This is a genomic window from Streptomyces sp. NRRL WC-3626 (assembly GCF_000718785.1).
GTDB classification, from domain to species: domain Bacteria; phylum Actinomycetota; class Actinomycetes; order Streptomycetales; family Streptomycetaceae; genus Streptomyces; species Streptomyces edwardsiae.
Map to the genome: position 1 here is coordinate 1 of NZ_JOCA01000042.1, position 21978 is coordinate 21978.

General features: G+C 69.5%; 14 protein-coding genes and 2 pseudogenes. 15 read left to right on the forward strand and 1 reads right to left on the reverse strand.

Translation table 11 applies throughout. The annotated features are described in order from the left end of the window. From IF28_RS36775 to IF28_RS0135590, 6 genes are all read left to right on the forward strand, one after another. Nucleotides 1-661 (forward strand): hypothetical protein (locus IF28_RS36775; protein WP_037894804.1); only part of this gene is annotated, 661 nt, incomplete at its 5' end. Between the two features lie 291 nt (nt 662-952). After that, on the forward strand, nt 953-2038 hold the full coding sequence (locus tag IF28_RS0135570) for a hypothetical protein (RefSeq protein WP_158713747.1): 1086 nt from the start codon (nt 953-955) through the stop codon (nt 2036-2038). Continuing rightward, nucleotides 2035-3054 (forward strand): ABC transporter ATP-binding protein, encoded by a 1020-nt coding sequence (locus tag IF28_RS0135575; RefSeq protein WP_030229501.1) that lies wholly within the window; start codon nt 2035-2037, stop codon nt 3052-3054. The genes IF28_RS0135570 and IF28_RS0135575 overlap by 4 nt, the downstream gene beginning before the upstream one ends. Nucleotides 3055-3149: 95 nt before the next feature. Continuing rightward, nucleotides 3150-3920, forward strand: coding sequence for an ABC transporter permease (locus IF28_RS0135580; protein ID WP_158713748.1), 771 nt, complete (start codon nt 3150-3152; stop codon nt 3918-3920). Between the two features lie 5 nt (nt 3921-3925). Next, nucleotides 3926-4762, forward strand: coding sequence for an ABC transporter permease (locus tag IF28_RS0135585; RefSeq protein WP_051714001.1), 837 nt, complete (start codon nt 3926-3928; stop codon nt 4760-4762). A 240-nt stretch (nt 4763-5002) separates the two neighbouring features. Then, entirely contained in the window at nt 5003-5599 is a 597-nt protein-coding gene (locus IF28_RS0135590) for a hypothetical protein (RefSeq protein ID WP_030229507.1), read from the forward strand. Nucleotides 5600-5839: 240 nt separating this feature from the next. On the opposite strand, the gene IF28_RS0135595 is transcribed toward IF28_RS0135590, so the two are convergent. Then, a complete protein-coding gene (locus IF28_RS0135595) occupies nt 5840-6775 on the reverse strand; it encodes an AraC family transcriptional regulator (RefSeq protein WP_030229509.1) in 936 nt (311 codons plus the stop codon). A 52-nt stretch (nt 6776-6827) separates the two neighbouring features. Between IF28_RS0135595 and IF28_RS0135600 the strand changes: the two genes are divergently transcribed. The 9 genes and pseudogenes from IF28_RS0135600 to IF28_RS0135655 all read left to right on the forward strand — a co-directional run bounded on the left by IF28_RS0135600 (nt 6828) and on the right by IF28_RS0135655 (nt 21538). Then, nucleotides 6828-7790 carry an NADP-dependent oxidoreductase gene (locus IF28_RS0135600; protein ID WP_234325416.1) on the forward strand — a complete coding sequence of 321 codons (963 nt, stop codon included), beginning with the start codon at nt 6828-6830 and terminating at the stop codon, nt 7788-7790. An 856-nt stretch (nt 7791-8646) separates the two neighbouring features. After that, a pseudogene (locus tag IF28_RS40100) lies at nt 8647-8835 on the forward strand (IS5/IS1182 family transposase); the annotation flags it as partial. A 1293-nt stretch (nt 8836-10128) separates the two neighbouring features. Continuing rightward, nucleotides 10129-10584, forward strand: a complete 456-nt coding sequence (locus IF28_RS38420; protein WP_158713749.1) for a DUF2690 domain-containing protein — start codon at nt 10129-10131, stop codon at nt 10582-10584. Nucleotides 10585-10721: 137 nt separating this feature from the next. Next, nucleotides 10722-11791 (forward strand): IS630 family transposase gene (locus IF28_RS40445; RefSeq protein WP_420713812.1). Its coding sequence is split into 2 segments (ribosomal slippage): nt 10722-11184 and nt 11184-11791, totalling 1071 coding nucleotides; the frame shifts between segments, so codons are not numbered across the junction. Nucleotides 11792-11855: 64 nt separating this feature from the next. After that, complete coding sequence (locus IF28_RS0135635) at nt 11856-12938, forward strand: ATP-dependent nuclease (protein WP_030229523.1); 1083 nt, start codon at nt 11856-11858, stop codon at nt 12936-12938. Nucleotides 12939-13313: 375 nt separating this feature from the next. Further along, nucleotides 13314-14483: an exonuclease SbcCD subunit D gene (locus IF28_RS0135640; RefSeq protein WP_030229525.1), complete on the forward strand. Its 1170-nt coding sequence runs from the start codon at nt 13314-13316 to the stop codon at nt 14481-14483. A gap of 1 nt (nt 14484) precedes the next feature. Next, nucleotides 14485-17499: an AAA family ATPase gene (locus IF28_RS0135645; protein WP_030229527.1), complete on the forward strand. Its 3015-nt coding sequence runs from the start codon at nt 14485-14487 to the stop codon at nt 17497-17499. A gap of 752 nt (nt 17500-18251) precedes the next feature. Further along, nucleotides 18252-18929: pseudogene (locus tag IF28_RS36780) on the forward strand (restriction endonuclease). A 182-nt stretch (nt 18930-19111) separates the two neighbouring features. Then, the gene (locus IF28_RS0135655) at nt 19112-21538 is read left to right on the forward strand and encodes a DEAD/DEAH box helicase (protein ID WP_051714002.1); all 2427 of its coding nucleotides are present in this window, start codon (nt 19112-19114) and stop codon (nt 21536-21538) included. The last annotated feature ends 440 nt before the right edge of the window (nt 21539-21978 follow it).

A 21978-nucleotide genomic window follows, 5' to 3' on the forward strand; every position in this document is an offset into this window, starting at 1 on the left:
TGTGTGGCTTGGGGTTGTTGTGGAGCCGGTGGTGTACGGGGTCGGCGCCGGGCTGTTCGTCCGCCACGACACTCTGGTGTCTATTGGTATGTACGAGGAGCCGGTCGATGATCTGCTCGTCGGCTACAAGCTTTCCTCCGCCGGTGCCGTCATGGACGTCCTGCCCGTGTTCAACCTGGTCGACCGTTATCCCGGGCCTGGGGCGCTGGGGAAGGCGTACGCGCTTGTGGCTCATGGTTCGCTCGTCGGGTGCCGGCGGTTGCTGACGGATCCGGTGTTGCGTGTTTTCCGGCCGCGTAACACGGTCGTGTTCGTCAAGGAGGGTCTGGACACGGTGTGGTGGTTCGGCGGTCCTGCCGTGGTGCTGGCCGCGATCGTGGCTCTCGCTGTGGACGGTGGGGGTGGTGCGCTGCTGGTGTGGGCGTTGACGGCATGTATCTATACGGTGCTGCACGCCATGTGGTGTGTGATGAAGGCGCGTCAGTGGCTGGCCGTGCATCGCGGGGTGGCTGTCCGGGCCGAGGTGCCCACGTGGCCGTCCGTCCTCGCACTGGTTCCGGCGTTTCTGCTCCAGCCGCTGCTGCACTGGGCCGGCCCGCTCAGGCACCTGTACCGGGCCATGCGGGGTGTGCCGCCCGCCTTCGGCAAGACCGAGCGGTGAGCCGCAGGCGGACGCTCCTCCCGCCGCCCCCCCCGCCTTCGGCCGCCAACCCCTCCGACCCCTCCGCTTCCGCCGCCCGCCGCCCGCCGCCCCACGACACCCGCCTCCGCTGCCCTTCCTCGCCCCACGTCTCTCGGCTTCGGTTTCCGCCCTCTCCGACGACCCCTTCGCCCCTCCGCCCGCCCCCCTTTTCCCCACCGCCCCCCGGCTTTGGCCTTCGGCCCTGCTGTCCACGAGAAAGACCTGGTAATGACACCGCACCCCTCACACCCGTTTCTGTCCACCGTGATCATGGCTCACCCGCAACGTATGGCCGCGGCACGGGCGTTGAGTCAGGCCCATCCCGCGCTGGGTGCGCGGATCGTGTCCGATCCGGAGCCGGAGGGGCCGCCGTCGGCGTTGCGTACCGCCCGCCTTGCCTGGCAGGCGGTGGCGCCGGGTGCCACGCATCATCTGGTCGTGCAGGACGACGCGTTGCCGCTTGAGGGGTTCGCGGGCACGGTCGCCGCGCTGGCCGCGGCGCGGCCGCAGGCGTCTTTGAGTCTGTTCACGGAGTGGGGTTCGCGTACCGCGAACGCGGTCCGTGCCGCGGCGTTGCTCGGTCACGCGTGGGCGCCCGTGGTGGACGACTACCTGCCGTCGGTGGCCCTGGTGCTGCCCGTGCGGCTTGCTCTCGGTTTCGAGGAGTACGCGGCCGCGAAGGCGACGCCCGAGGCGACCGACGATGTCACTCTGCTCGATTATGTGCGGGGGGTGGACAAACTCGTTCCCGTGGCCGGGCCGGTCGATCATGCCAATCCGCCCAGTCTTGTGGGTAACGAGGTCATGGGCCCGCGCAGCGCCGCCTGTCTGTCCGCGGCCGCGGACCCGGGTGGTTCCGTCCTGCCGGCGATGTCCGCCGTGCCGTACTTCTGCTGGTGGGAGCAGCTCGCCGTGGTCTATGTGCACGATCCCGCCGCCCCCGGCGGGTGGCGCCGGGTGCCGGCCGGGGAGGTCCTGGCGCAGCGGGGTATCGGGCGGGAGCAGGTCGTGGGAGCGCTGCGGCAGGCGCTGGAGATCCTCCCGTACCGCGCGTTCGTGCACGACCGGGTCAGTGACGTCCTGCTCGCCGAGGTGTGGACCACCGCTTACACGCTCGGTGTGGTCACCCGGGACCTCGGTGCGCCCGACGGGGGTTTCCCCGACCCCACGCGGCCTGCCGCCCGTACGGCTCTGGCCACACTCGTGCCGGGGGCGTTGCGCCGGGTCGTTCCGGTGCGCTGGCTGGCGGCGGTGGGGGAGCTGCTGTATCCGCTGGTGGAGGCGGCGGTCCTGGGGGGCGCCCGGGATGTCATGGCCGCGGGGGGCGGCCCGGTGCTGTCCGGGGGTGTGTCATGAGCGGTACCGAGGCGGTGATCGAGGTCACCGGCGTCACCAAGACGTTCCGCTCCTGGGGCGCTGCCGGCGCCTGGAGCATCCGCCGTCCCTTGCGTCGGCCGTCGGAACGCGCGCTCGCGCTGGACGGCGTCCATCTGCGCGTCGCGCGTGGCGAGTTCGTCGGGCTGCTGGGACAGAACGGGGCCGGTAAGTCCACCCTGATCAAACTGATGACGGGCCTGCTGCTGCCGGACACCGGCACGGTCCGGGTCTGCGGGCTCGACCCCTACGGCGACCGGGAGCGCAACGCCCGCAACATGGGTGTCACGTTCGGGCAGCGCACGCAGCTGTGGTGGGACCTGCCGGCACGGGATTCCTTCTCGATCCTGCGTGACGTCTACGGGCTGCCCGAAAGGGTCTGGCGGGAGGCACTGGCCGAACTCGACGACGTACTCACCCTTTCCGCGTTCTGGGACACCCCGGTACGGTTCCTGTCTCTGGGCCAGCGGGTGCGGTGCGATCTGGCCGCTGCGCTGCTGCACCGGCCGCGGGTCCTCTTCCTCGACGAACCCACCATCGGTCTGGACGTCATGGTGAAGGACCAGGTGCGGGAGCTGCTGTCACGGCTGGCCGCGACCGGCGATCACTCGGTGGTGCTGACGACGCACGACATGGCGGAGGTCGAGGCACTGTGCCGCCGTATCGTCGTCATCGACCGCGGACGGGTGGTGCACGACGGGCAGCGGGACCGGCTCGCCGTCGCCGCCGGTGCCGAGCGGTCCTTCCTCGTCGAGTTCGAGACGCCGCCGCCGCGGCTGGATCTGGTCCGGGCCACGGTCGTGTCCGTCAGGGGGGCGACCGTGCGGGTCAGGCCGGTTTCGGGGGCGGACCGGGCGCAGGTCACCGCCGAACTGCTGGCCGCGCACCCGGTCCGCTCGGTGCGCTACGAGGGGGCGACGGCCGAGGACGTCCTGCGCGCCCTGCACCAGCGCGCGCGCCCTGAGCCGGCGAGTGGGGCCGCGGGGGCGGCCACATGAGCCTCACCGGCCGTTTCGTTCCTGCCTCGCGGCGGGCCGGCCGGCCCGGCCCGCTGTCGTGGCGGTCCCCCCGCGCGTACCGCCTCATGACTCTGGTGCCGCGAACGGAGTGGGCCTACCGGCCGCGTATCGCCGCGACGGCCTTCGTGATCGTCACCCAGGTCTTCCTGTACGTGCTGCTGTGGCGCGCGCTGTACGGCGAGAGCGGCGAGACGGTCGCCGGCCTCGGCATGTCCCAGGCCATCACGTACTCGGTGCTCGCCACGCTCATGGGGACCGGCCGGGTCATCATGGAAGGGGCCTCGCAGGAGACCGCGCAGAGCAAGATCCGTGACGGATCGGTGGTGTTCTGGTTCGTCCGCCCGCTCTCCGCCCGCCGCTACTGCGCCTGGCGCGGCCTGGGCGAGAGCCTGTACGCCACGGCCTGGCTGCTGGCCGGCCTGGCGGTGGGCGTGGCCTGCGGGCTGGTCGCGCTGCCGCCGTCCCTGGCCGCCGTGGCGGTCACCGTGCCGGCCTACGGACTCGGTCAGCTCGTCTTCTACCAGATCGGCCTGCTGGTCGACCTCACCAGCTTCTGGACCATCACCTCCTTCGGTGTGAACCGGCTGGCGGCCTTCGCCCAACTGCTGCTGTCGGGCGGGCTGATCCCGCTGTGGTTCTTCCCGGAGGGGCTTCGCGCCGTCGCCGTCCACCTGCCGTTCGCGGCGACCATCAACGTGCCGGTCTCCCTGTACACGGGGCGTATCCCCGCGGGGGAGTGCTGGCCGTACGTCGCCGAGCAGGCCCTGTGGTGCGTCGTACTGGCTCTGCTGAGCCGGGTGATGTGGCAGCGCGCGGCCCGCCGGCTGCTCGTGCTGGGAGGGTGACGCGGATGACGACGACTGACGGCACCGCCGCGCCCGCCCGCCGGGTGGGCAGGCTGCGGCTGGCCGCCGTGATCGTGCGGGCCGGTCTGCGCAGCCAGCTCGCCAACCGCGCGGACTTCGCGATGGCCGTCGCCAACGGTGTGACCTACCAGATCACGGTTCTCCTGTTCGCGACGGTCATCTTCAGCCGGTTTTCCTCGCTCGGCGGCTGGGGCCTCGGGGAGATCCTGCTGATCAGCAGTATCCGCATGCTCGGACACGGACTGTACATGCTGTTCTTCGGCAATCTCGGGCTGATCCCGCACCTGCTGCGGGAGGGCCGCTTCGAGGCCTTCCGCACACGTCCGGCACCGGTGCTGCTCCAGGTGTTCACGTACGAGGCGCCGATCAACGCCCTGGGGGACCTGGTGGTGGCCGGAGCGTCGCTGACCGTGTGCCTGTCCCTGGTGGACGTCACCTGGTCGCCGGCCGCGCTGTGCTTCCTGGCCGTCGCGGTCGCCGCTGCCACGGTGATCGAGCTGGGGCTCAACCTGCACATCGCGGGTCTGGTGCTGCGGTTCAGGGGCAGTGAGTCCCTGTTCTTCTGGCTCGACAACACCGCGGGCAACTTCGGCAACTACCCGCTGAGCGTGTTTCCGGCGGTCCTGCAGGGCGCCTTCACGTTCGGTATCCCGATCGCGTTCGCCGGCTACTACCCGGCGGCATGGCTGACCGGTCACGCCGGCACGGTGCCCGTCTCACCCGTACTGGTCTATTTGTCACCGCTGGTCGCCCTGCTGGCCCTGCTGTCCGGCCTTGCGGTGTGGCGCCGCTGCCTGGCGTGGTACTCCCGCAACGGATGATGCACGAGCGGGCGCGGGCCCGTCGTCCCGGGCCGGGGACGACGGGTGCGGGGCCACCTGCTGCGCTGGACCGAGCCGTGCGAGCAGGGCCTGCGGCCAGCCCTGCGCCCGGGGCCACGGGAGGCGCGGCGCTCGTGCCCGCCACCTTCGTCGTCCTGTCGGCTGCCCTTTGCGGGTGGGTGAGGATGCGGCGAGACCGGGAAGCGCAGCCTCATGGTTCATGTGGCCGACAATGAGCGTATGGACGTCCCTGAGCTGCTCGAATCAGCTTCCCTGCTGGTCCCGGAAGAGACCGCCACGGAGAACGACATCACGGTGGGGGACATCTGGGACTACCTCGTACACGACGAATGGGAGATCGCCCTGGGCCTGCTGGAGGAGCTCGGGGACGGCCGCTCGCTCCCTTTGGAGTTCTGGGAGAAGCTCGCCGAAGCGGCTGAGCAGCTCCGGCTCGAGCGGAGCGCGGCCTGGTGTCATTGGCGGTGCTCCGAGATCCGCAACGGTGTGATCCGGGCGGATCTGACACTGCGTCCTGCCGGCGAGGCTCGTCGCACCACGCCGATCCCGGGCGCCGGTGTTCTGCGACCCATGTGGGACATCGGACACCTCTCACCCACCGGTGGACGTGCGGTCAGCATCGCCTTCCTCCGGGTGGAGCGCGTGCCCCTTCTGGAGCCCGGCGGCCGAGCCACGGTTCGCCTCGTGCCCCTCACTCCCTCTCATTGGACGCACGTCCGGCCCGGCCGGCAGATCACCATGCACGAGGACCGAACCGTGGCCGGCACCGCGGTCGTCCTGGAGGTTCACCGCCCTGCCGCCGCCGAGCCCGCGGGATGACGTGACCGGCTCACAGTCTTCCTGCCGGTGCACGTATCTCCGTCCTTGGCGGAGCACTCACAGAAGTAGGCGGGATACGGTCGAAGACCGCCTGCACACGGTGTCAGCGAGCCGGGACCAAGGAGAAGAGACGGAGCGAGGCACAACCTCACGGCCCCCGCCACTCCTTGTCCGTGACGTCCGGGAACTCGCCGCCCAGGTGCTGCCCGTCTTCCGCCGGCGGCTTTTGCTGCCGCTGGTTCAGCTTCCGCGCCGGTACGCGCCGGGGGCCAGCCCGTGTGCGCGTTTGAACGCGGTGGCGAAGGCGAACTCGGAGGTGTAGCCCACCTGCGCGGCGATGGACCGCAGGGGTGCCTGCGTCGCCCGTAACAGGCGGGCTGCCGTGGTCATCCGCCACCAGGTCAGGTAGCCGAGGGGCGGCTGGCCGACCAGCGCGCAGAAGCGCCGGGCGAACGCTGCCCGGGACAGGCCCGCTTCCGCGGCGAGCTTCGCCACGGTCCACGGTGCGGCCGGGTCCCGGTGAACGGCGTGGAGGGCGGCGGTGACCGCCGGGTCGTTGAGTGCCGCGGCCCAGCCGGTGGTGGTGCTGCGGGCGGGCTGTCCGGCGAGCCAGATACGCAGGATGTACATCAGGAGCGTGTCCAGGAGCGCGGGGACGGCCGCGGCGCTGCCCAGGCGCGGACGGCCCACCTCGGCGGCCAGGAGCCGCACCGCGGCGTGCAGCTCGGTGTGGCGGCCCGGGTCGGCCGGCAGGTGGATCAGGTCCGGCAGGGTCAGCAGCAACGGGTGGGTTCTGGACGGGTCGAGCCGGTAGGCGCCGCAGAGCATCACAGTGGCCGGACCGCCCCGGCCGAGCGGGTCGACACTGTCCGACACGTAGGACTCGGACAACTCGGGGGCATCGGCGGTACAGGCAGGGCCTGTCACCGCCGATGCCGGGTGGTCGGCCAGCGTGTGCCCGCTGCCGTGCGGCAGGAACAGTACGTCGCCCGCACCCATGCGGAGCGGCGCCGTGTGCGGGCTCAGGAGCCAGCAGACGCCTTCGAGGACCACCTGGAAGCCCGCCGACCCCGGTACCGGGACGAACTGCTGTCTCCATGGTGCATGCCATCGCACGTACGCCGACCGGGGCCTGCCGGTCCGCGCCACGCTGATCACGTCGCTGAGCACATCCATGGGGCCGAGCCTATGCACGAGACGTTCACGTATGCGTGCAACACCATGACGCATGGACCGTCTCGACTGGGGGCCATACGTTCGCGGCATGAAGATGAAGACCGCGCGTATCCATGCGTTCGGCGACGCGTCCGTGATCCGTTACGACGATGTTCCCCGGCCCCGGCCCGCCCCTGGTGAAGTCCTCGTCCGCGTTGCCGCGACCTCGTTCAACCCCACGGAGGCCGCACTGCGCGCCGGGCTGTTGCAGGCGTTCCTGCCCGTGGATCTCCCCTACACACTGGGCTGGGACGTCGCCGGCACGGTGGCCGGGATCGGCCCGGGGACCCGGGGGCATGCCGTCGGCGACCGGGTCGTGGGGCGGCTGGAGGGCGCGGCGGCCGCCGAGTACGTGACGGCGCCGGGTGCACTGCTGGTTCTGGCACCGGCGTCCGTTCCACTCACGCACGCAGCGGCCCTTCCCGTGGCCGGCCTGACAGCCTGGCAGGCGGTGTTCGAGCACGGGAAGGTGACCGCCGGCCAGCGGGTACTGGTCAACGGCGCGGGGGGAGGCGTCGGTGGGTTCGTGACACAGCTCGCCAAAAACGCCGGAGCCGAGGTGATCGCCACGGCCGGCGCCCGCAGCACCGCGGCGGTCCAAAAACACGGAGCGGACCACGTGATCGACTACACCGCCCTGCCGGTCGCAGCCGCACTCGACCGCCCAGTGGACACGCTGCTCAATCTCGTTCCACTGAGCCCGCACGACGCCGCGGCGCTGGCATCCGTGGTACGGCCGGGCGGACGGATCGTCTCGGTCACGGTCCCGTTCGAGCCACCCGCCGAAACCGGAGTGACGGCGACCCACATGGTCGCCCGTAACGATGTGGCACATCTGGCGGCGCTCGTCGAACTCGTCGACACGGGGAAGGTCACCCTCGATATCAGCGCCTCACACCCGCTCACCGCCCTCGCGGACGTCCACCGCCTCAGTGAAGCGGGCCGAATCCGCGGCAAAGTCGTCATCGTCGCCTGACGGGCCACCTCGACGAACGCCGAGCCGCAGAAAGCGACCCGGCCCCAGGCCGCAAAGGTGACGCCCCCTCACTTCCTTGCCGACCGTTCTGCACGCAGCCCTTCCCACCCGGCCGCTGAAGCCGCGATACGCAGCGCCCGGACGAAAATCCTCTACGGCCAGGGATGACGACCGCCCCCTGAGGGCCACCGGGATGCCCTGCCGGCCACTTCCGAACCACCAGCCGGACTGCCCCAGGCACCTCCGAAAGTTCCGCATCCACGGGCCTGCACAGTACGACCCAGCCCAACCGGCACCTCTGAGGTACGCGGCGCGTTCGTCCTGGACAACCTCATTCACCGCGGCGACACCCCCGTCACCATCAGCGTGTTCGTCGATCCTGACGTCTTCCCCCGCGCAGAGAACCCGAAGAACCGGAACAACGAGTACGACGCCATCGACGACCAGTACGTCACCTTCCTCCGCACCAAGATCATCCCGCGGGCAGCAAAACGCCATACCCCCGCGCAAATCGCCCGAAAGGTGGGGCATCTACGGCGGGAGCACCGGCGACAACCGCGCCTTCACCGCCGCATGGCTGCGCCCGGACCGGTTGTGCCGCGTCCGCCGCGTCATCGGACGTCTGTCCGGCCGCGCGCAGATGCCGGACGACAGCCCCTACCCGGACCTCATCTCCCGCGTCCCCCGCAAACCCCTGCGCATCGTCATGCAGGACGGCCACCACGACCTGCACCGGAACGAACCACGGAGGAACCAGCCCGCCGAAAACCTGCGTGTGGCAGCCGCTCTCGCTGAAGCGGGCCACGACTTCCGCCTTGCCCCGGCAGACGGCGCACACAGCCCCAACCACGGCGGCATCCTGCTGCCGGACGCTCCGCGCTGCCCGACCGGGCAACTCGCCGAGCACCGCCGGCAGGTCGGCACCCGCCGGCGGCGCCCACCCCCGAACCGGCAGGCCCTGCTCGTCCTGGCCCACCTGCGCTGCGGTGACACCTGCACCCGGCCGGCGGCCTCCTTCGGCACAGGTGTGGCCACGGTCTACCAGTTGCTGCCGAGCTCCGCCACCGCCCACCACACCCGCGCCACCGCCGAGGCACTCCTCGGCGCTCCCACACCCGGCAGTGCCCCCGCCCGCCACGCCCGCCGCCGACCAGCTCCTCGCCCGACCCCCGCCTGCACCACCACCCCGACGACACCATCCCTCATGACGACGGCACGTCTCCTACGACGACGGCACCCACCCCGGCCGCCCACTTCCCTCCCGCCCCCGGCCATCCCGACTGCCCCGATCTCACCGGCCCGCCCGCGGCCCGCCAACTCCACACACTGTGCGAAACCGCCGTCACCCGCCCTCCCCCCCCGACGCCCTGGCCTTCCACTACACCCTCTGCCTGCACCACCGCACCCGCGGCGAACAGCACGCCGCCGCCTTCTACGCCCAGCAGACCGGCCTCGACCCCACCCCCCCGGCGCCGGCGAGGAGCCCTGCCCCATCCGCCCCGCGGGAACCCATGACCCGAGCGTCGATACCGACTGGCCGGGGGACCGCAGATGAGGCGGGGGAGGGCTACGTCGCTGGTGAGCATGTACGGACGGCCTGCCTGCCGCCGGCAAACGGATCGGTGAGCGTCTGACCGGGCAGTTCACGCTCTGGGCGAAAGGAAAGAGGGGACACACGCAACGGCTTCGCGCCCACCCCAGTGACCTCAAAGACCGCTCCGCAGGCGTACGTGCCGCAGCGAGCCGCCGCAGGGTGATGCGGGCGGCCGTTCACCGCGTGCGGGACCGCCGGACAACTCCCGCCTCGCCAGACAAAGATGCCCGCCCCCGCGCCCTACACCAGGCCGACCACGAGCACACCCGCGACGGACACGGCCGGACGAGCGGCGCGGTCCCCACAGTCACTGAGGACGGCACCCGGCAACCGAAGGCCCCGGCACACACCCGCCTGCAAATCCCCCCACCGGCCTCCCGGCACTCCCGGCCTCCGGCCACCCGCTCATCCGTCCATGCCCCACCCCGCCGACGAAACTTTCCAGCCACTCCGGCACACCGCCCTACGGCCGGGCCCCACGGCCCGGGAACCCGGCCCCGGGACGGCCACACGCCCCCGACGGCCCACCCCCACCCCCATCCCCGGGGCGGGCCCCGGACACTCCCGGCCGGACCGCACAAAGAGTGATTTAAATTGCCATTTACTCGGTTGGCCTCTCCCCGCACATCGGCCGAATTCTGCTCTTGATAGCAATAATGATTGCCGGTCCGGCACCGTCACACCTATGATCATCCGGCGCTTCACATAAATGCTCGTACCATCTGCATGGAATCCGGAGCCTTCGTGAACAAGATAGTGACCCGTACCGCGACCATCTCTGCAGCCGTTGTCGCGATGGGCATGCTCCCCCTGGCCGGCACCTCGTTCGCCGCGAGCTGCAGCGGGACAAGCTGCGACAACAAGGGTCCGAGAGCCACAGCCTGCGAAACGGCGAGCGTCTCCACACAGCGGACCATCGACAACAACAGCCGCAAAGCCGAACTGCGCTGGTCGTCGGGGTGCAGCGCAGCCTGGGTCCGGGTGACGAACAACTCCTCGAACTCGCTCTACAACTCCTACGGCTACATCGAGAAGTACGACTCCGCCGGCAAGCTCATCCGCTCGCTCAGTATCCGCGTCCCGGACACCACCGGCGGCTCGGACTGGTCGAACATGCTGGGCGGCGCCAGCTACTACTACCGCGTCTGCATCTCTTTCGTCGGCAACGAGTACCCGCTGAAGTGCAGCTCGAAATTCTGAAACACCAAAAAACCGACGGCCGTCACCGGGCACCCCGCACCGCCCGCTGACGGCCCCGGCCGTTTTCACGCAACTGAACTTGATTGGGTGATGTCGGTGCCGTTCGCCTGACAGCCGGCCGTCGGCACCGATAGCCGTTGGGTGGGAGGTATGCGCAGGGCGGCGGGCTGACCGACGCCGAGAGGACCACGCGGGAGCGGTTACGGCTCCAGGCCGTGGAGCGTTTCGTGGGCGGGCAGAAGAACGCGGAGATTGCCGCTGCCCTGCGGATCAGCTTGCGGTCGGTCGAGCGGTGGCGCCGGGCCTGGCGCGAGAGCGGCGAGGCGGGAGTCCTGTCGAAGGGGTCGCCGGGAAGACCTCGACTCAGTGAAGCCCAGTTCGACAGGCTGGAGCAGGAGTTGGAGCGTGGTCCACTGGCTCACGGCTGGGCGGACCAGCGGTGGACCCTGGCACGGATCAAGACGCTGATCGGCCGGCTCTTCCACGTCTCCTACACGGTCGAGGGCACCTGGCGGCTGCTGAAGCGCCACGGGTGGAGCTGGCAGCAGCCCACTCGACGGGCGATCGAGCGCGATGACGACACGATCGAGGTGTGGAAGAAGGAGACCTGGCCGCGGGTAAGAGCACCGCGGCGGAGCGCAACGCCTGGATCCTCTTCGAGGACGAGGCCGGGCAGTCGATGACTCCGCCGCGCGCCAGGACCTGGGGCCGGATCGGCCAGACCCCGGTCGTGAGGGTGAGGGGCCGAGGCTCGGGGCGCGTGTCGATGGCGGGGATGGCCGGCTACAAGCCGGGCCAGCGGTCCCGGCTGATCTACGCGATCCGCGAGTACCGGGGCCGCAAGGACGAACCGAAGGGCTTCGGCTGGCGCGACTTCCGTGACCTGATCGTCCGCGCTCGCATCCAGCTCGGCGGACCGATCGTGCTGGTCTGGGACAACGTCCGCCTGCACCTGACGGCCGGCATGCGCGAGTTCATCGACGCGAACGCCGAGTGGCTCACTGTGTTCCAGCTGCCTACCTATGCCCCGGACCTCAACCCGACCGAGGGAGTCTGGTCGCTGGTCAAGCGGTACATCGGCAACCTCGCCGCGGCCGACCTCGGCCAGATCACCCGCGCCGTGAAGCGCAAACTGAAGATGCTGCAGTACCGACCGGAGGCCATCGACGGTTGCCTCGCCGGCACCGACCTGGCCCTGGACCTGTGAGCGTGGGGTCGACCGACCCGTAATTGGTCGAAGCCCAAAGCTGCTGGTCAGCTACGGTGGCGGCATGACTGACAGCATGCCCGAGGTCTCCTTCAAGGGCGGCTTCAAGAGAGCGCCGCTGGAGGTCTCCAAGGCCGACGGCGAGCCTGTGGATCTGACCCGCTCGGGCCAGGGCAGCACCCGGCGCATCGCCCTCGCCGTGTGGGAGTGGACCAGCAGCCTCCTCGAAAGCAGTGAACTCGCCGCGACGGGGGAGCAGGACGAGCCGCAGCCCACCCAGACCATCGTCGTCTACGACGAGCCCGACACCCACCTCGACTACCGCCACCAGCGCACCGTCATGGACATCATCCGCAAGCAGTGTGCCCTGCCCCACGTCAGCGTCATCGTCGCCACCCACTCGATGAACCTCATCGACGGCGTCGACATCGCCGACGTCGTCCACCTCAAGCTCAGCGACAGCGGCCGCACCCTCGTCGAGCGCCTCGACGGCGACACCCACGACGGCATCGACTTCCACCTCGGACAGATCGCCGCCGCGGTGGGACTGCGCAACTCCGTCCTGCTGCACGAACGCTGCTTCCTGGCAGTCGAAGGCCCCACCGAGCAGCAGTGCGTGCCCCTGCTCTTCCGCCTCTCGCAGGGACTGCCCCTGCAGGCGGCCGGCATCGCCCTGTGGGCCTGCGACAACAACGAAGGAGCACTCCACCTCGCGGGCTACCTCGTCAAGCACCATCGCACCGTCATGCTGATGGTCGACGCCGACAGCCGCGCAAATAAGCACTTCAAAACCGAGAAACTCATCAAAGCCGGTCTCGACCTCACCAAGCAGGTCTCGTACGTCGGCGAGAGCCAGGGCTACAACGAACTGGAAGAGCTCTTCAGCGACCTCCAGTGGGCAGCCGCCGCCAACGCCCACTGGCCCCGCCCCGAGGGCCAGCCCTGGAGCGCCGACGACTTCAGCGAGCACCGGGGCGGCAAGTTCAGCGAGCGCATCCTCTACATGATCAAACAGCAGGCCGCAGAGAGCAGCCCCAACGGCAAGGCCGACATGCTCTACGCACTGGTGTCCATGCTCACCACCCCCGAAGAGGTCCCCCAGCAGCTACGGGACATCTTCACCGAGGTGCAGGCCCTCGCCTGCTGACCTGCTGCTGCGTTCGCCGCTGCAGCATGCGCTCCTTGCGCTGCTCAGTGGTCGGCGCCGTCCAGGCGTGCCATCCGGCCTCCGCAGTCCATTGCCGCGCGTGCGCGCGGGCTTCGATTCCGCACCACCGGCAGCCCCCGGGTGCCACAGTGTGCTCGGTCCTGGCAGAACGCGATAACGACATCACATCCTCCTTCCCCCACTGCTTATCTTGCCTCCTGCCACTGACAATCACCCTGCGAGCCGCGTCCGGCTCCGCCACCCGGCGGCGCATACGAAGAAACCTTTCCCTCACGTGCCCCAAGTCCCCGAAACAAGACCGTTTATCGGGAAAACCGCCCGTAGCTCCCACCACTCTGGTTACGGTCTGTGCCCATGAGGTTCCTGCATACCTCGGACTGGCATCTCGGCTGCCGGTTCCACGGGGAAGATCTGATCGACCACCAGCGCAAGGTCCTGGACCACATCTGCGCCACCGCCCGCACCCAGAAGGTGGACGCCCTGCTGATCGCGGGCGACATCTACGACCGTGCCATTCCGAGCCTGGACGCGGTACGTCTGTTCGACCGGGCTCTGCACCAGCTTGCCGACCTTGGTATCCCCACCGTCATGATCAGCGGGAACCACGACTCGGCCCACCGTCTCGGTACTGGCTCTGGCCTGTACGCCAAATCCGGCGTTCACCTGCGCACCGACCCCGCCGACGCTGCCCGCCCCGTCCTCCTCGACGACGAGCACGGTCCCGTCGCCGTCTACGGAGTGCCCTACCTCGAGCCCGCCCTGGTACGCACCCAGTTGGACGCAGAGACAGCCTCCCACCAGGCCGTTCTCACCTCGGCACTGGACCGCATCCGGACTGACCTCGCCACCCGTCCGGGCGCCCGCTCCGTCGTCCTCGCCCACGCCTTCATTACCGGTGCCACCACCAGCAAAAGCGAACGCGACATCAGCGTCGGCGGAGTCGCACACGCCGGCGCCGACCTCTTCGACGGCATCGACTACACCGCCCTGGGCCATCTGCACCGCCCGCAGAGCGTCAACGACCGCATCCACTACAGCGGCTCCCCACTGGCCTACTCCTTCTCCGAGGCCAACCACACCAAATCGATCACCCTGGCCGACCTGCCAGCCGCCGGAGCCCCCACGATCACCCGCCACAACATCCCGGCCGACCTCCATCTGCCGCTGGCCCGGTTGACCGGCCGCATCGAGGATCTGCTGACCGACCCCGCGCACGAAGCTCTCAGCGAAGCCTGGCTGCAGGTCACCCTCACCGACACCGCCCTGCCGTACGAGGCGATGGCACGACTCAGACAGCGCTTCTCCAAGACGCTGGACATGCGGCACGTACCCGCTGGCATCCCGGCACAGGCCACCGACAGCCCCACCTACCGCGAACGGGTACGCGGCCGCGGCGACCTCGACATCGCCCACGACTTCATCACCGCCGTGCGCGGCACCCCACCCACCACCGCAGAGGCAGGCCTCCTGCAAGAGGCCGTCGACGACATGCGCGTGCGCGCCCAGGAGAAGGAAACCGTCTGACATGCGTCTGCACTCCCTGCGCCTGCAGGCCTTCGGCCCCTTCGCCCGCCGGCACACCGTCGACTTCGACGCCCTGTCCGCCGACGGCCTGTTCCTCCTGCACGGCGACACCGGCGCCGGCAAGAGCACCCTGTTCGCCGCCATCTGCTTCGCCCTGTATGGCCTGCCGCCTCACGAACGCAACATGCGGCTGCGCAGCGATCACGCTCCCGCGGACCTGCTGACCGAAGTGACCCTGGAATTAACCCTGGCCGGCAAGCGCCTGCAGATCCGCAGGATCCCCGCCCAGAAGCGACCCCACCTGCGCAACAGCGCAGAACTCGTCGACCAGAAGGCCGAAACCCACCTGCACCAGTGGGTCCTCGACGAACACGGACACGGCCGGTGGGAAGGCGTCATCAAGTCCCACAGGGAAGCCGCAGAGGAGATCAAGTCCCTCCTGCGCCTGACCCGGCAGCAGTTCTGCCAGGTCGTCCTGCTCCCGCAGAACGAGTTCACCAAGTTCCTGCGTGCCGACGCATCTGAACGCCGCATCCTGCTTGGCACCCTCTTCGGCACCCGCCGCTTCGGCCTCATCGAAGAATTCCTCGCCAACCGCAAAACCCTCACCGCGAAGACGCGCGACGAGGCCCGCGCCGACGTCCTGCGCCTGGCCGAACGCATCAAGCAGGCAGCCGGCGACGACCTCGAACCCGCCCAGAACGCCCCCCGGGCCGACGACCCCGCCACCCTCACCGCACCCGCCCGCGCGTGGGCCAGCGCCCTGCACCACCAAGCCCTCACCCGCCAGTACGCCGCCGACGCCGCCACCGAGACCGCCGAGCAGCAGCTGGCGCAAGCCCGCCTGACAGAACAGGCCGTCCGCGACCTCCACCGTCTCCAGCAGGCCCACCGCACCACCGCACACGAGCTCGACCTGCTCCAGGAGGAGGCCACCCGCCACGACCTCCTTGCCGAACGCCGCGACCGGGCTGTGAAAGCTCAGCAACTGCAATCCGTCCTGGAGACCGCGCACACCGCCGACCGCGAGCACACCCGTGCCCTGGACGAGGACAGCCGCGCCCGCGCCCTGCTGCCGCCCGAACACACATCCCTCGACGACGCTGGCCTCACTCACGCCGCGCAGCAGCTGCACGCCGACACCGGCGCTGTCCAGGCGCTGCTGCCCGACGAGGCCACCCTCCAGCGCCACACGGCAGAACTGGCCGCACTCGACCGCGAGCGCCAGCAGCTCACCGAAACCCTCACCGACGCCCAGCAATGGCTCAACGCCCTTCCACAACGCCGCGCCGACCTTGCCGCACGTCTGGAAGCCGCCCACAGCGCGCAGGAAACCAGCCGCGAACTCACCCCCACCCTCAACCTCGTTGAAAAGCAGCTGGAAGCCGCCAGGCGCCGTGACGCCCTCGACCAGCAGATCAGCGTCGCCCACAAAGTCCTCAGCCAGGCCGAGAAGGACTCCGAGCAAGCCGCGAAAACGTACATCGACATCCGACGCCGCCGCACGGACGGCATCGTCGCCGAACTCGCCGACCGGCTCGTCGACGGCGAAGACTGCCCCGTATGCGGTTCCCCCACCCACCCCGCACCCGCCACTGCCCAGCCAGGCCAGCCCACCGCCGCCGACGAACAGGCCGCCGAAGCAGCCCACACCCGCGCCCAGCAGAGTGAGAACAAGGCCAAAGAGGCCCTGGCCCACCTGAACGAACAGGCCGCCACGGCACGCGGTGAAGCCGGCGGCGACACCCCTCTCGCCGACCTCACCGCCCACCGCACCGCCCTCGAACAACACCTCGCCGACGCCCTCTCCCAGGCATCCGACGCCGGACCGGCCAGCGAACAACTCGCCCTTCTGGAAAAGGAACAGGCCGAAACCGAGCACACCCGCAACACCGCCACCGCACGCATGGGCGCCGCCGACGCAACCTACGACAGCCTGCACACGCAGCGCGAAGAGCTCACCCACCGCCTCGCCACCGCCCTCAACGGGCACGCCACACTCGCCGACCGCATCACCGCCCTCACCCAGCACGCCAGCCGCCTCGACGCCGCCGCCGCGTGCGCCGCCACCGTGACAACAACCGCCACAGACCGCCACAGCGCCGCCGCTCTCGCCGAGCAGGCAGCCCACGCGGCAGGCTTCACCTCCCCGGCCGAAGCCTCGGCCGCCCGCCTGCCCGACGACGAACTCACCGCGATCGACAAAGAGATCACCCACTGGCGTGAACAGCGCCTCGTACTGACCGCCCGGCTCGCGGAACCCGAACTGCAGGCAGCCATCACCCAGCCACCCGCCGACCTCGAGCACGCCGTCACCGAACTGAACACCGCCACCACAACCCACACCCGCACGGCAGCCCTCGCCACCCAGGCCGCCGACCGGACAACCACCCTGGCCGCCCTCACCGCTCAGCTGGACACCCAGATCCAGCGCCTGGAACCCCTTGAGGACGCCTACGGCACCGTCGATCACCTCCACGGCCTCATCAGCGGCAGCTCCCCCAGCAACCAGCTCCGCATGCAACTGGAGTCCTACGTCCTGGCAGCCCGTCTCGAAGACGTCGTCGACGCCGCCAACACCCGCCTGTCACGCATGTCCCACCACCGCTTCACCCTCGTCCACTCCGACGACAGAGCTGCCCGAGGCGCCAAATCGGGCCTGGACCTCAAGGTCCTCGACGCCTGGAGCGGACACAAACGCCACACGGACACCCTCTCCGGCGGCGAATCCTTTTACGTCTCCCTGGCCCTCGCCCTGGGCCTGGCCGACATCGTCACCGCCGAAGCCGGCGGCCAGGCACTGGACACCCTCTTCATCGACGAAGGCTTCGGCACCCTCGACGAAGACACCCTCCACCAAGTCCTCGACGTCCTGGACTCCCTACGCGCCCACGACCGCACCGTCGGACTCATCAGCCACGTCCCCGAACTCCGCCGCCGCATCACCCAACGCCTGCACATCTCCAAGAACATCGACGGCTCCACCATCACCCACCTGACCGAAGCGGCCGAATGACCCCACGACGGACGCCGGACCCGCCCTCGCCGACGAAACGCAAGCCCCAGGCCGCGCACACTCACTGATCTTCAACCTGCCGTCGGCCCAAGGCGTAGCCACAACCGCCGGGGCTGCCTGTACCCCTCTCGGCCCCGTCGAGAAAGGCAGCCCCACAGCGCTCCCGCGTCGAAAGCCGCCCATCCCTGAAGGCACCCGACCTGCCTCCCAGAAGGAGCGCATCGAACACGTACTGCTTCATGCCATTTCTGCATGTGATCGAAGTGACGGAAACAGAGCACTGCGGTGCATGAGCACCTGCATCGGCCACCGCAGCCGTACCAGAACACGCCAGTCCAGTCCGCATGACAGGAGTTTCCGCAGATCCGAGAACCACTGTCCCGCATGTTCGAACACCGCCGGACCCGTGACCGCGTCACGGCGCGTTTTCGAGGCACTGCCAAGGCCTCCGCTGATCAAACCGGCGGATTTGTCAGTGCCCGCTGCTACACCAATTCCCAGAGATCAGACCGCAGTTGGCGGCCTGACGACATGGAGGAGGAAGCAGTGGCGAAGCCGACCGAGGGCTACTACAAGGTGCGAAGTCATTACCGACGCAAACCCCGCCCCAGCGCGAAGAAACTGAGCGGCTGGTCGATCGCAGGGCTGATCGCGGTGGTGTGGCTATGGAGCCAGCTCATCGGCTTCGGAGAGGCCTCCCCGACAACACCGCAAACCCCTACACCATCAGTGTCAGCGAGCGTGGGCCACTGATGCCCCGCCGCTCGCCCCGGCTACGCCCACCCCGCGGCGGCAGGGAACAGGCCGCCGCCGCAGCCGTCGCCTGCGCCGCACTCTGGCTGCTGGCCAAGATCGCCACAGCCACATGGCAGGCAGCCGTCCGCATCTGGCCATGGCTCGCCGTTCTCGCGGCTCTCGCCCTCGGCTACGCAGCTTGACGGTTCATCCGTGAACTGCAGGCCCGGAAGGTGCGGGCCCAGACGCTGGCCCGGCTCCGGATCACGCTCGCGCAACTCGACGCCATGGACGACCGGGCCTTCGAGTTCGCCCTACGTGACCTGCTCCTCCGGGACGGCTGGAACGCACGGCAGGTCGGCCAACAAGGAGACCAGGCCGCAGACGTCATCGGCGAAGACCGCCAACGCGGCAGAATCGTCCTGCAGGCCAAGCATACGACCGTCGCCGGCAAGGTCGGCTCCTCAGTGATGTACCAGGTCAAAGGCACCGCAGGCCCCGCGCACGGAGCTGATATCGCAGTCGTGGTCACCAACGGCTCCTTCACCCGGGACGCCAAAACATGGGGCGAACGCCACCAAGTGCACTGGATCGACCGGGACCGCCTGCGCCGGTGGGCCGAACACGGCACGCCCCTGCAAGACCTTCTGCGCCTGCCCACGTCACGCAAGACAGCCTTCCGCCGGGCTGCCTGAAACCAAGCGGAGAAAGCCCGAACCCCGAGCCGTCGCCCCCTATCCGCATCCGACAACACTGATCATGGGGCGCGCATGGGCTGGCAGCGCGCCCCCGCCAGAGCAGAGACACTGCGCCGCACCCCTGCTGTACGCGAGAATGAACGCGAGTCAGCCCCTCCTGCATGCCGAGGAAACGCGCGATGACCGCCAGTCCCACCGCAACAGAACACCCCGGGCGTCTGGTCCTGCGCACAGACCAGCAGGAGGGCCTCGCCAACACGCTTCGCCACCTGCGCCGCCCGCGCACCCGCGGGCACGCCGTCTCGGCCTGCGGCACCGGCAAGACCCTCTTCGCACTGCGCGTAGCCGAGGAACTCGGCGTGCGGCACCTGGCAGTGGCGGTGCCCAGCCTGGACCTGGTCGCACAGTGGGCAGCGTCCGCCCGCGCAGACGGCCGCCGCGAGCCGATGATCACCGTCTCCTCGCTACGCGCCGCCTCCCACCCGTTGCTCGCCGAGGCCGAGGTCGACTCGGCCAACGCGGGGGAGTACCTGGCCTACTGGCTCGGCCGCCACCCCAAAGCGACGGTCTTCTTCACCTACGACTCGCTGTCCAAGATCGAAGAGGCCCAACACTCCGCGATCTTCCCCGCCCCCCTCTTCGGCCTGCTGGTCGTGGACGAAGCCCACGCCACGGCCGGCACCTGGGAGAAGAACTGGACTGCGCTGCACGACAACGAGCGCATCCCTGCCGAGCGCCGCCTCTACCTCACCGCCACCCCCTATGTGTGGGACGCCCCCCGCCTGACCGAGCCGCCCACCACCAGAGCGCAACCCAAGCGCACCACCGCCACCGCACCCGCCTGGGACGACCCAGCCCTGCTGGCGACCATGGACCAGCCGCAGATCTTCGGCCCCCGCCTGCACACCTACTCCCACGCCGACGCCATCGATGACGGGGTCCTCGCCGACTACCAGCTCGTCGTCCCCACCGTCACCGACACTGAACTGCACAACGCGCTCACCGATCCTGAAGCCCGGCCCACCGCGCGCCACACCACCGCCCTGCACTTGGCCATCCTCAAAGCCATGCGCGAGCAGGACCTGCGGCACGTGTTCGTCTACTTCCAGCAGATCGCCGACGCCGCCGACTTCGCCCGCCAGTTCGCCCACACCCTGCGCACCCTCCCCGACGAACTGCGCCCCGACTGGGCGGACGACGTCGTCGTGCAGTCCATCGACGGCACCCACAGCCCCCACCGGCGCGCCGACACCATCGCCCGCTTCAGCAACGCCGAGCGAGGCGTGCTGGCCAACGCCAAGGTCCTAGGCGAAGGCGTCGACCTGCCGGCCGTCGACGCCGTCGTCTTCGCCGACCGCACCGCCAGCGTCCGCCGCATCGTTCAAGCGCTCGGCCGCGCCCTGCGCAAACCACCCACCCTCAAGACGAAGACAGCCAGCCTCGTCATCCCCGCCTACATCCCGCCCGGCACCGACCCCACCGACCTCCTCGGCACCCCCTACGAAGCCCTCTGGCTGGTCACCGCCGCCCTGCGCCACCACGACCAGACCATCGCCGCCCGCACCCCCCGGGCCAAGAACCAGCATCCCGCCCGCGACTCCCACACCTACATCACCCGCCGCTTCCGCTTCGACCACACCCTCGACCCCACCGCGATCGCCCGCGCCCTCGACCTGCTGGTGTGGCCCTCCAGCGGCGCCGTCCTGTCTGCTCCCCGCCGCGCTGGCCTAGCCGCCGCCATCCGCTACCAAAGCGAACACAGCCACCTGCGCGTGAGCGCCGACTACGAGGACGCTTACGGCTACCGGCTGGGGCAATTCATCACCGGCCAACGCACCGCCTACCAGGCAGGCGCCCTCGATCCGGCATGGATCGCCGAGCTCGAGGATCTCGGCATGATCTGGGACGACCACGAGGCCACCTGGCAAGGCCACCTGGCCACCGTCGAGGCCTTCCATGCCGAACACGGCCACCTTGCCATCCCCACCCAACTACCCGGCGGCCAGTTCCTTGCCGACCAGCGCGCCCTAGCCCGAAAGGACCGCCTCACCCTCGACCGCGACAACCAGCTCACAGCCCTCGACCCAGACTGGAAACTCCCCTACGGCCCCGACTGGCATCGCAAGTACCATCTGCTGCGCCGCCACCTGGAAGCCGGCAACCACCCCAGCACGCTGCGCCGCGACACGGTCATCCACGGAGTGAAGGCGGGCAGCTGGCTACACCGCCAGCTCACCAGCTGGCCCGACCTCGACCCCGGCCAGCGCGACCTGCTCGCCCGCATGGGAATCACCCCCGACCGCACCCTCCTGGAACAGAAACACGCCGCGGGCAGGCCGAGCACATCGCGGCGGCGCACGTTCGCGCAAACCACCGAGATCCTCGGGCTCTTCGTGGCACGGTGGGGACGCACCCCCGGCGCCCGGGAGTGGATCGAGGTGGACGGCGACCGTGTCATGATCGGTCCCTGGCTCGCCAAGGTCCGCACCAAGCTGAACAATGATCAACTCCCCTCAGAGCAAGAAGAGTTGGTGTCCGCTACCCTTGCCGAGCACGGCATCGATCTGATCCGTGCTCCTGGGACCATCGGACCATCAAGCGGCTGAGGTTTGGCCGCTGAGCTCAGTGCGACAGCAGACGCGTTCGCCCGCTCCCGGGTTCCATTCTCCAGTGAGCGGGGGAGTGGCAGAACTCGAATACTCCAAAGTTTTGGAGACAAGGAAGCAGCGGCACACAGGATTGGCACGGCTCGACGTTCTAGTCGTAACTGACGAGCCGTCACCAAGCACCCAGTCGGGTAGGCCAACGCCCCCGGCCCCCGGCCCCCGGCTGCTAGCCGAATTAACCTGCACCCCAGTCATGTTGGACTTGAAAAGTGAAGGCGAGTCGGGGAGGAGGCACGATCGCGGAGCGATCGGGACACCGCACCGACGATCCAACTCGATCCGCGGAGCGGATCCGGTCCCGGAGGGACCGAGCCCAGCACCCGCGGAGCGGGTGCTGAACCGACGCGTAGCGTCGGCGCGTCGCTCCTGCGGAGCAGGAC

Bases quoted from the DNA above. Each gene is read 5' to 3' on its own strand.
- IF28_RS0135570 (WP_158713747.1), top strand. From the start codon at position 953: ATGGCTCACCCGCAACGTATGGCCGCGGCACGGGCGTTGAGTCAGGCC.
- IF28_RS0135575 (WP_030229501.1), top strand. From the start codon at position 2,035: ATGAGCGGTACCGAGGCGGTGATCGAGGTCACCGGCGTCACCAAGACG.
- IF28_RS0135585 (WP_051714001.1), top strand. From the start codon at position 3,926: ATGACGACGACTGACGGCACCGCCGCGCCCGCCCGCCGGGTGGGCAGG.
- IF28_RS0135590 (WP_030229507.1), top strand. From the start codon at position 5,003: ATGGACGTCCCTGAGCTGCTCGAATCAGCTTCCCTGCTGGTCCCGGAA.
- IF28_RS0135595 (WP_030229509.1), bottom strand. From the start codon at position 6,775: ATGGATGTGCTCAGCGACGTGATCAGCGTGGCGCGGACCGGCAGGCCC.
- IF28_RS0135600 (WP_234325416.1), top strand. From the start codon at position 6,828: ATGGACCGTCTCGACTGGGGGCCATACGTTCGCGGCATGAAGATGAAG.
- IF28_RS0135635 (WP_030229523.1), top strand. From the start codon at position 11,856: ATGACTGACAGCATGCCCGAGGTCTCCTTCAAGGGCGGCTTCAAGAGA.
- IF28_RS0135640 (WP_030229525.1), top strand. From the start codon at position 13,314: ATGAGGTTCCTGCATACCTCGGACTGGCATCTCGGCTGCCGGTTCCAC.
- IF28_RS0135645 (WP_030229527.1), top strand. From the start codon at position 14,485: ATGCGTCTGCACTCCCTGCGCCTGCAGGCCTTCGGCCCCTTCGCCCGC.
- IF28_RS0135655 (WP_051714002.1), top strand. From the start codon at position 19,112: ATGACCGCCAGTCCCACCGCAACAGAACACCCCGGGCGTCTGGTCCTG.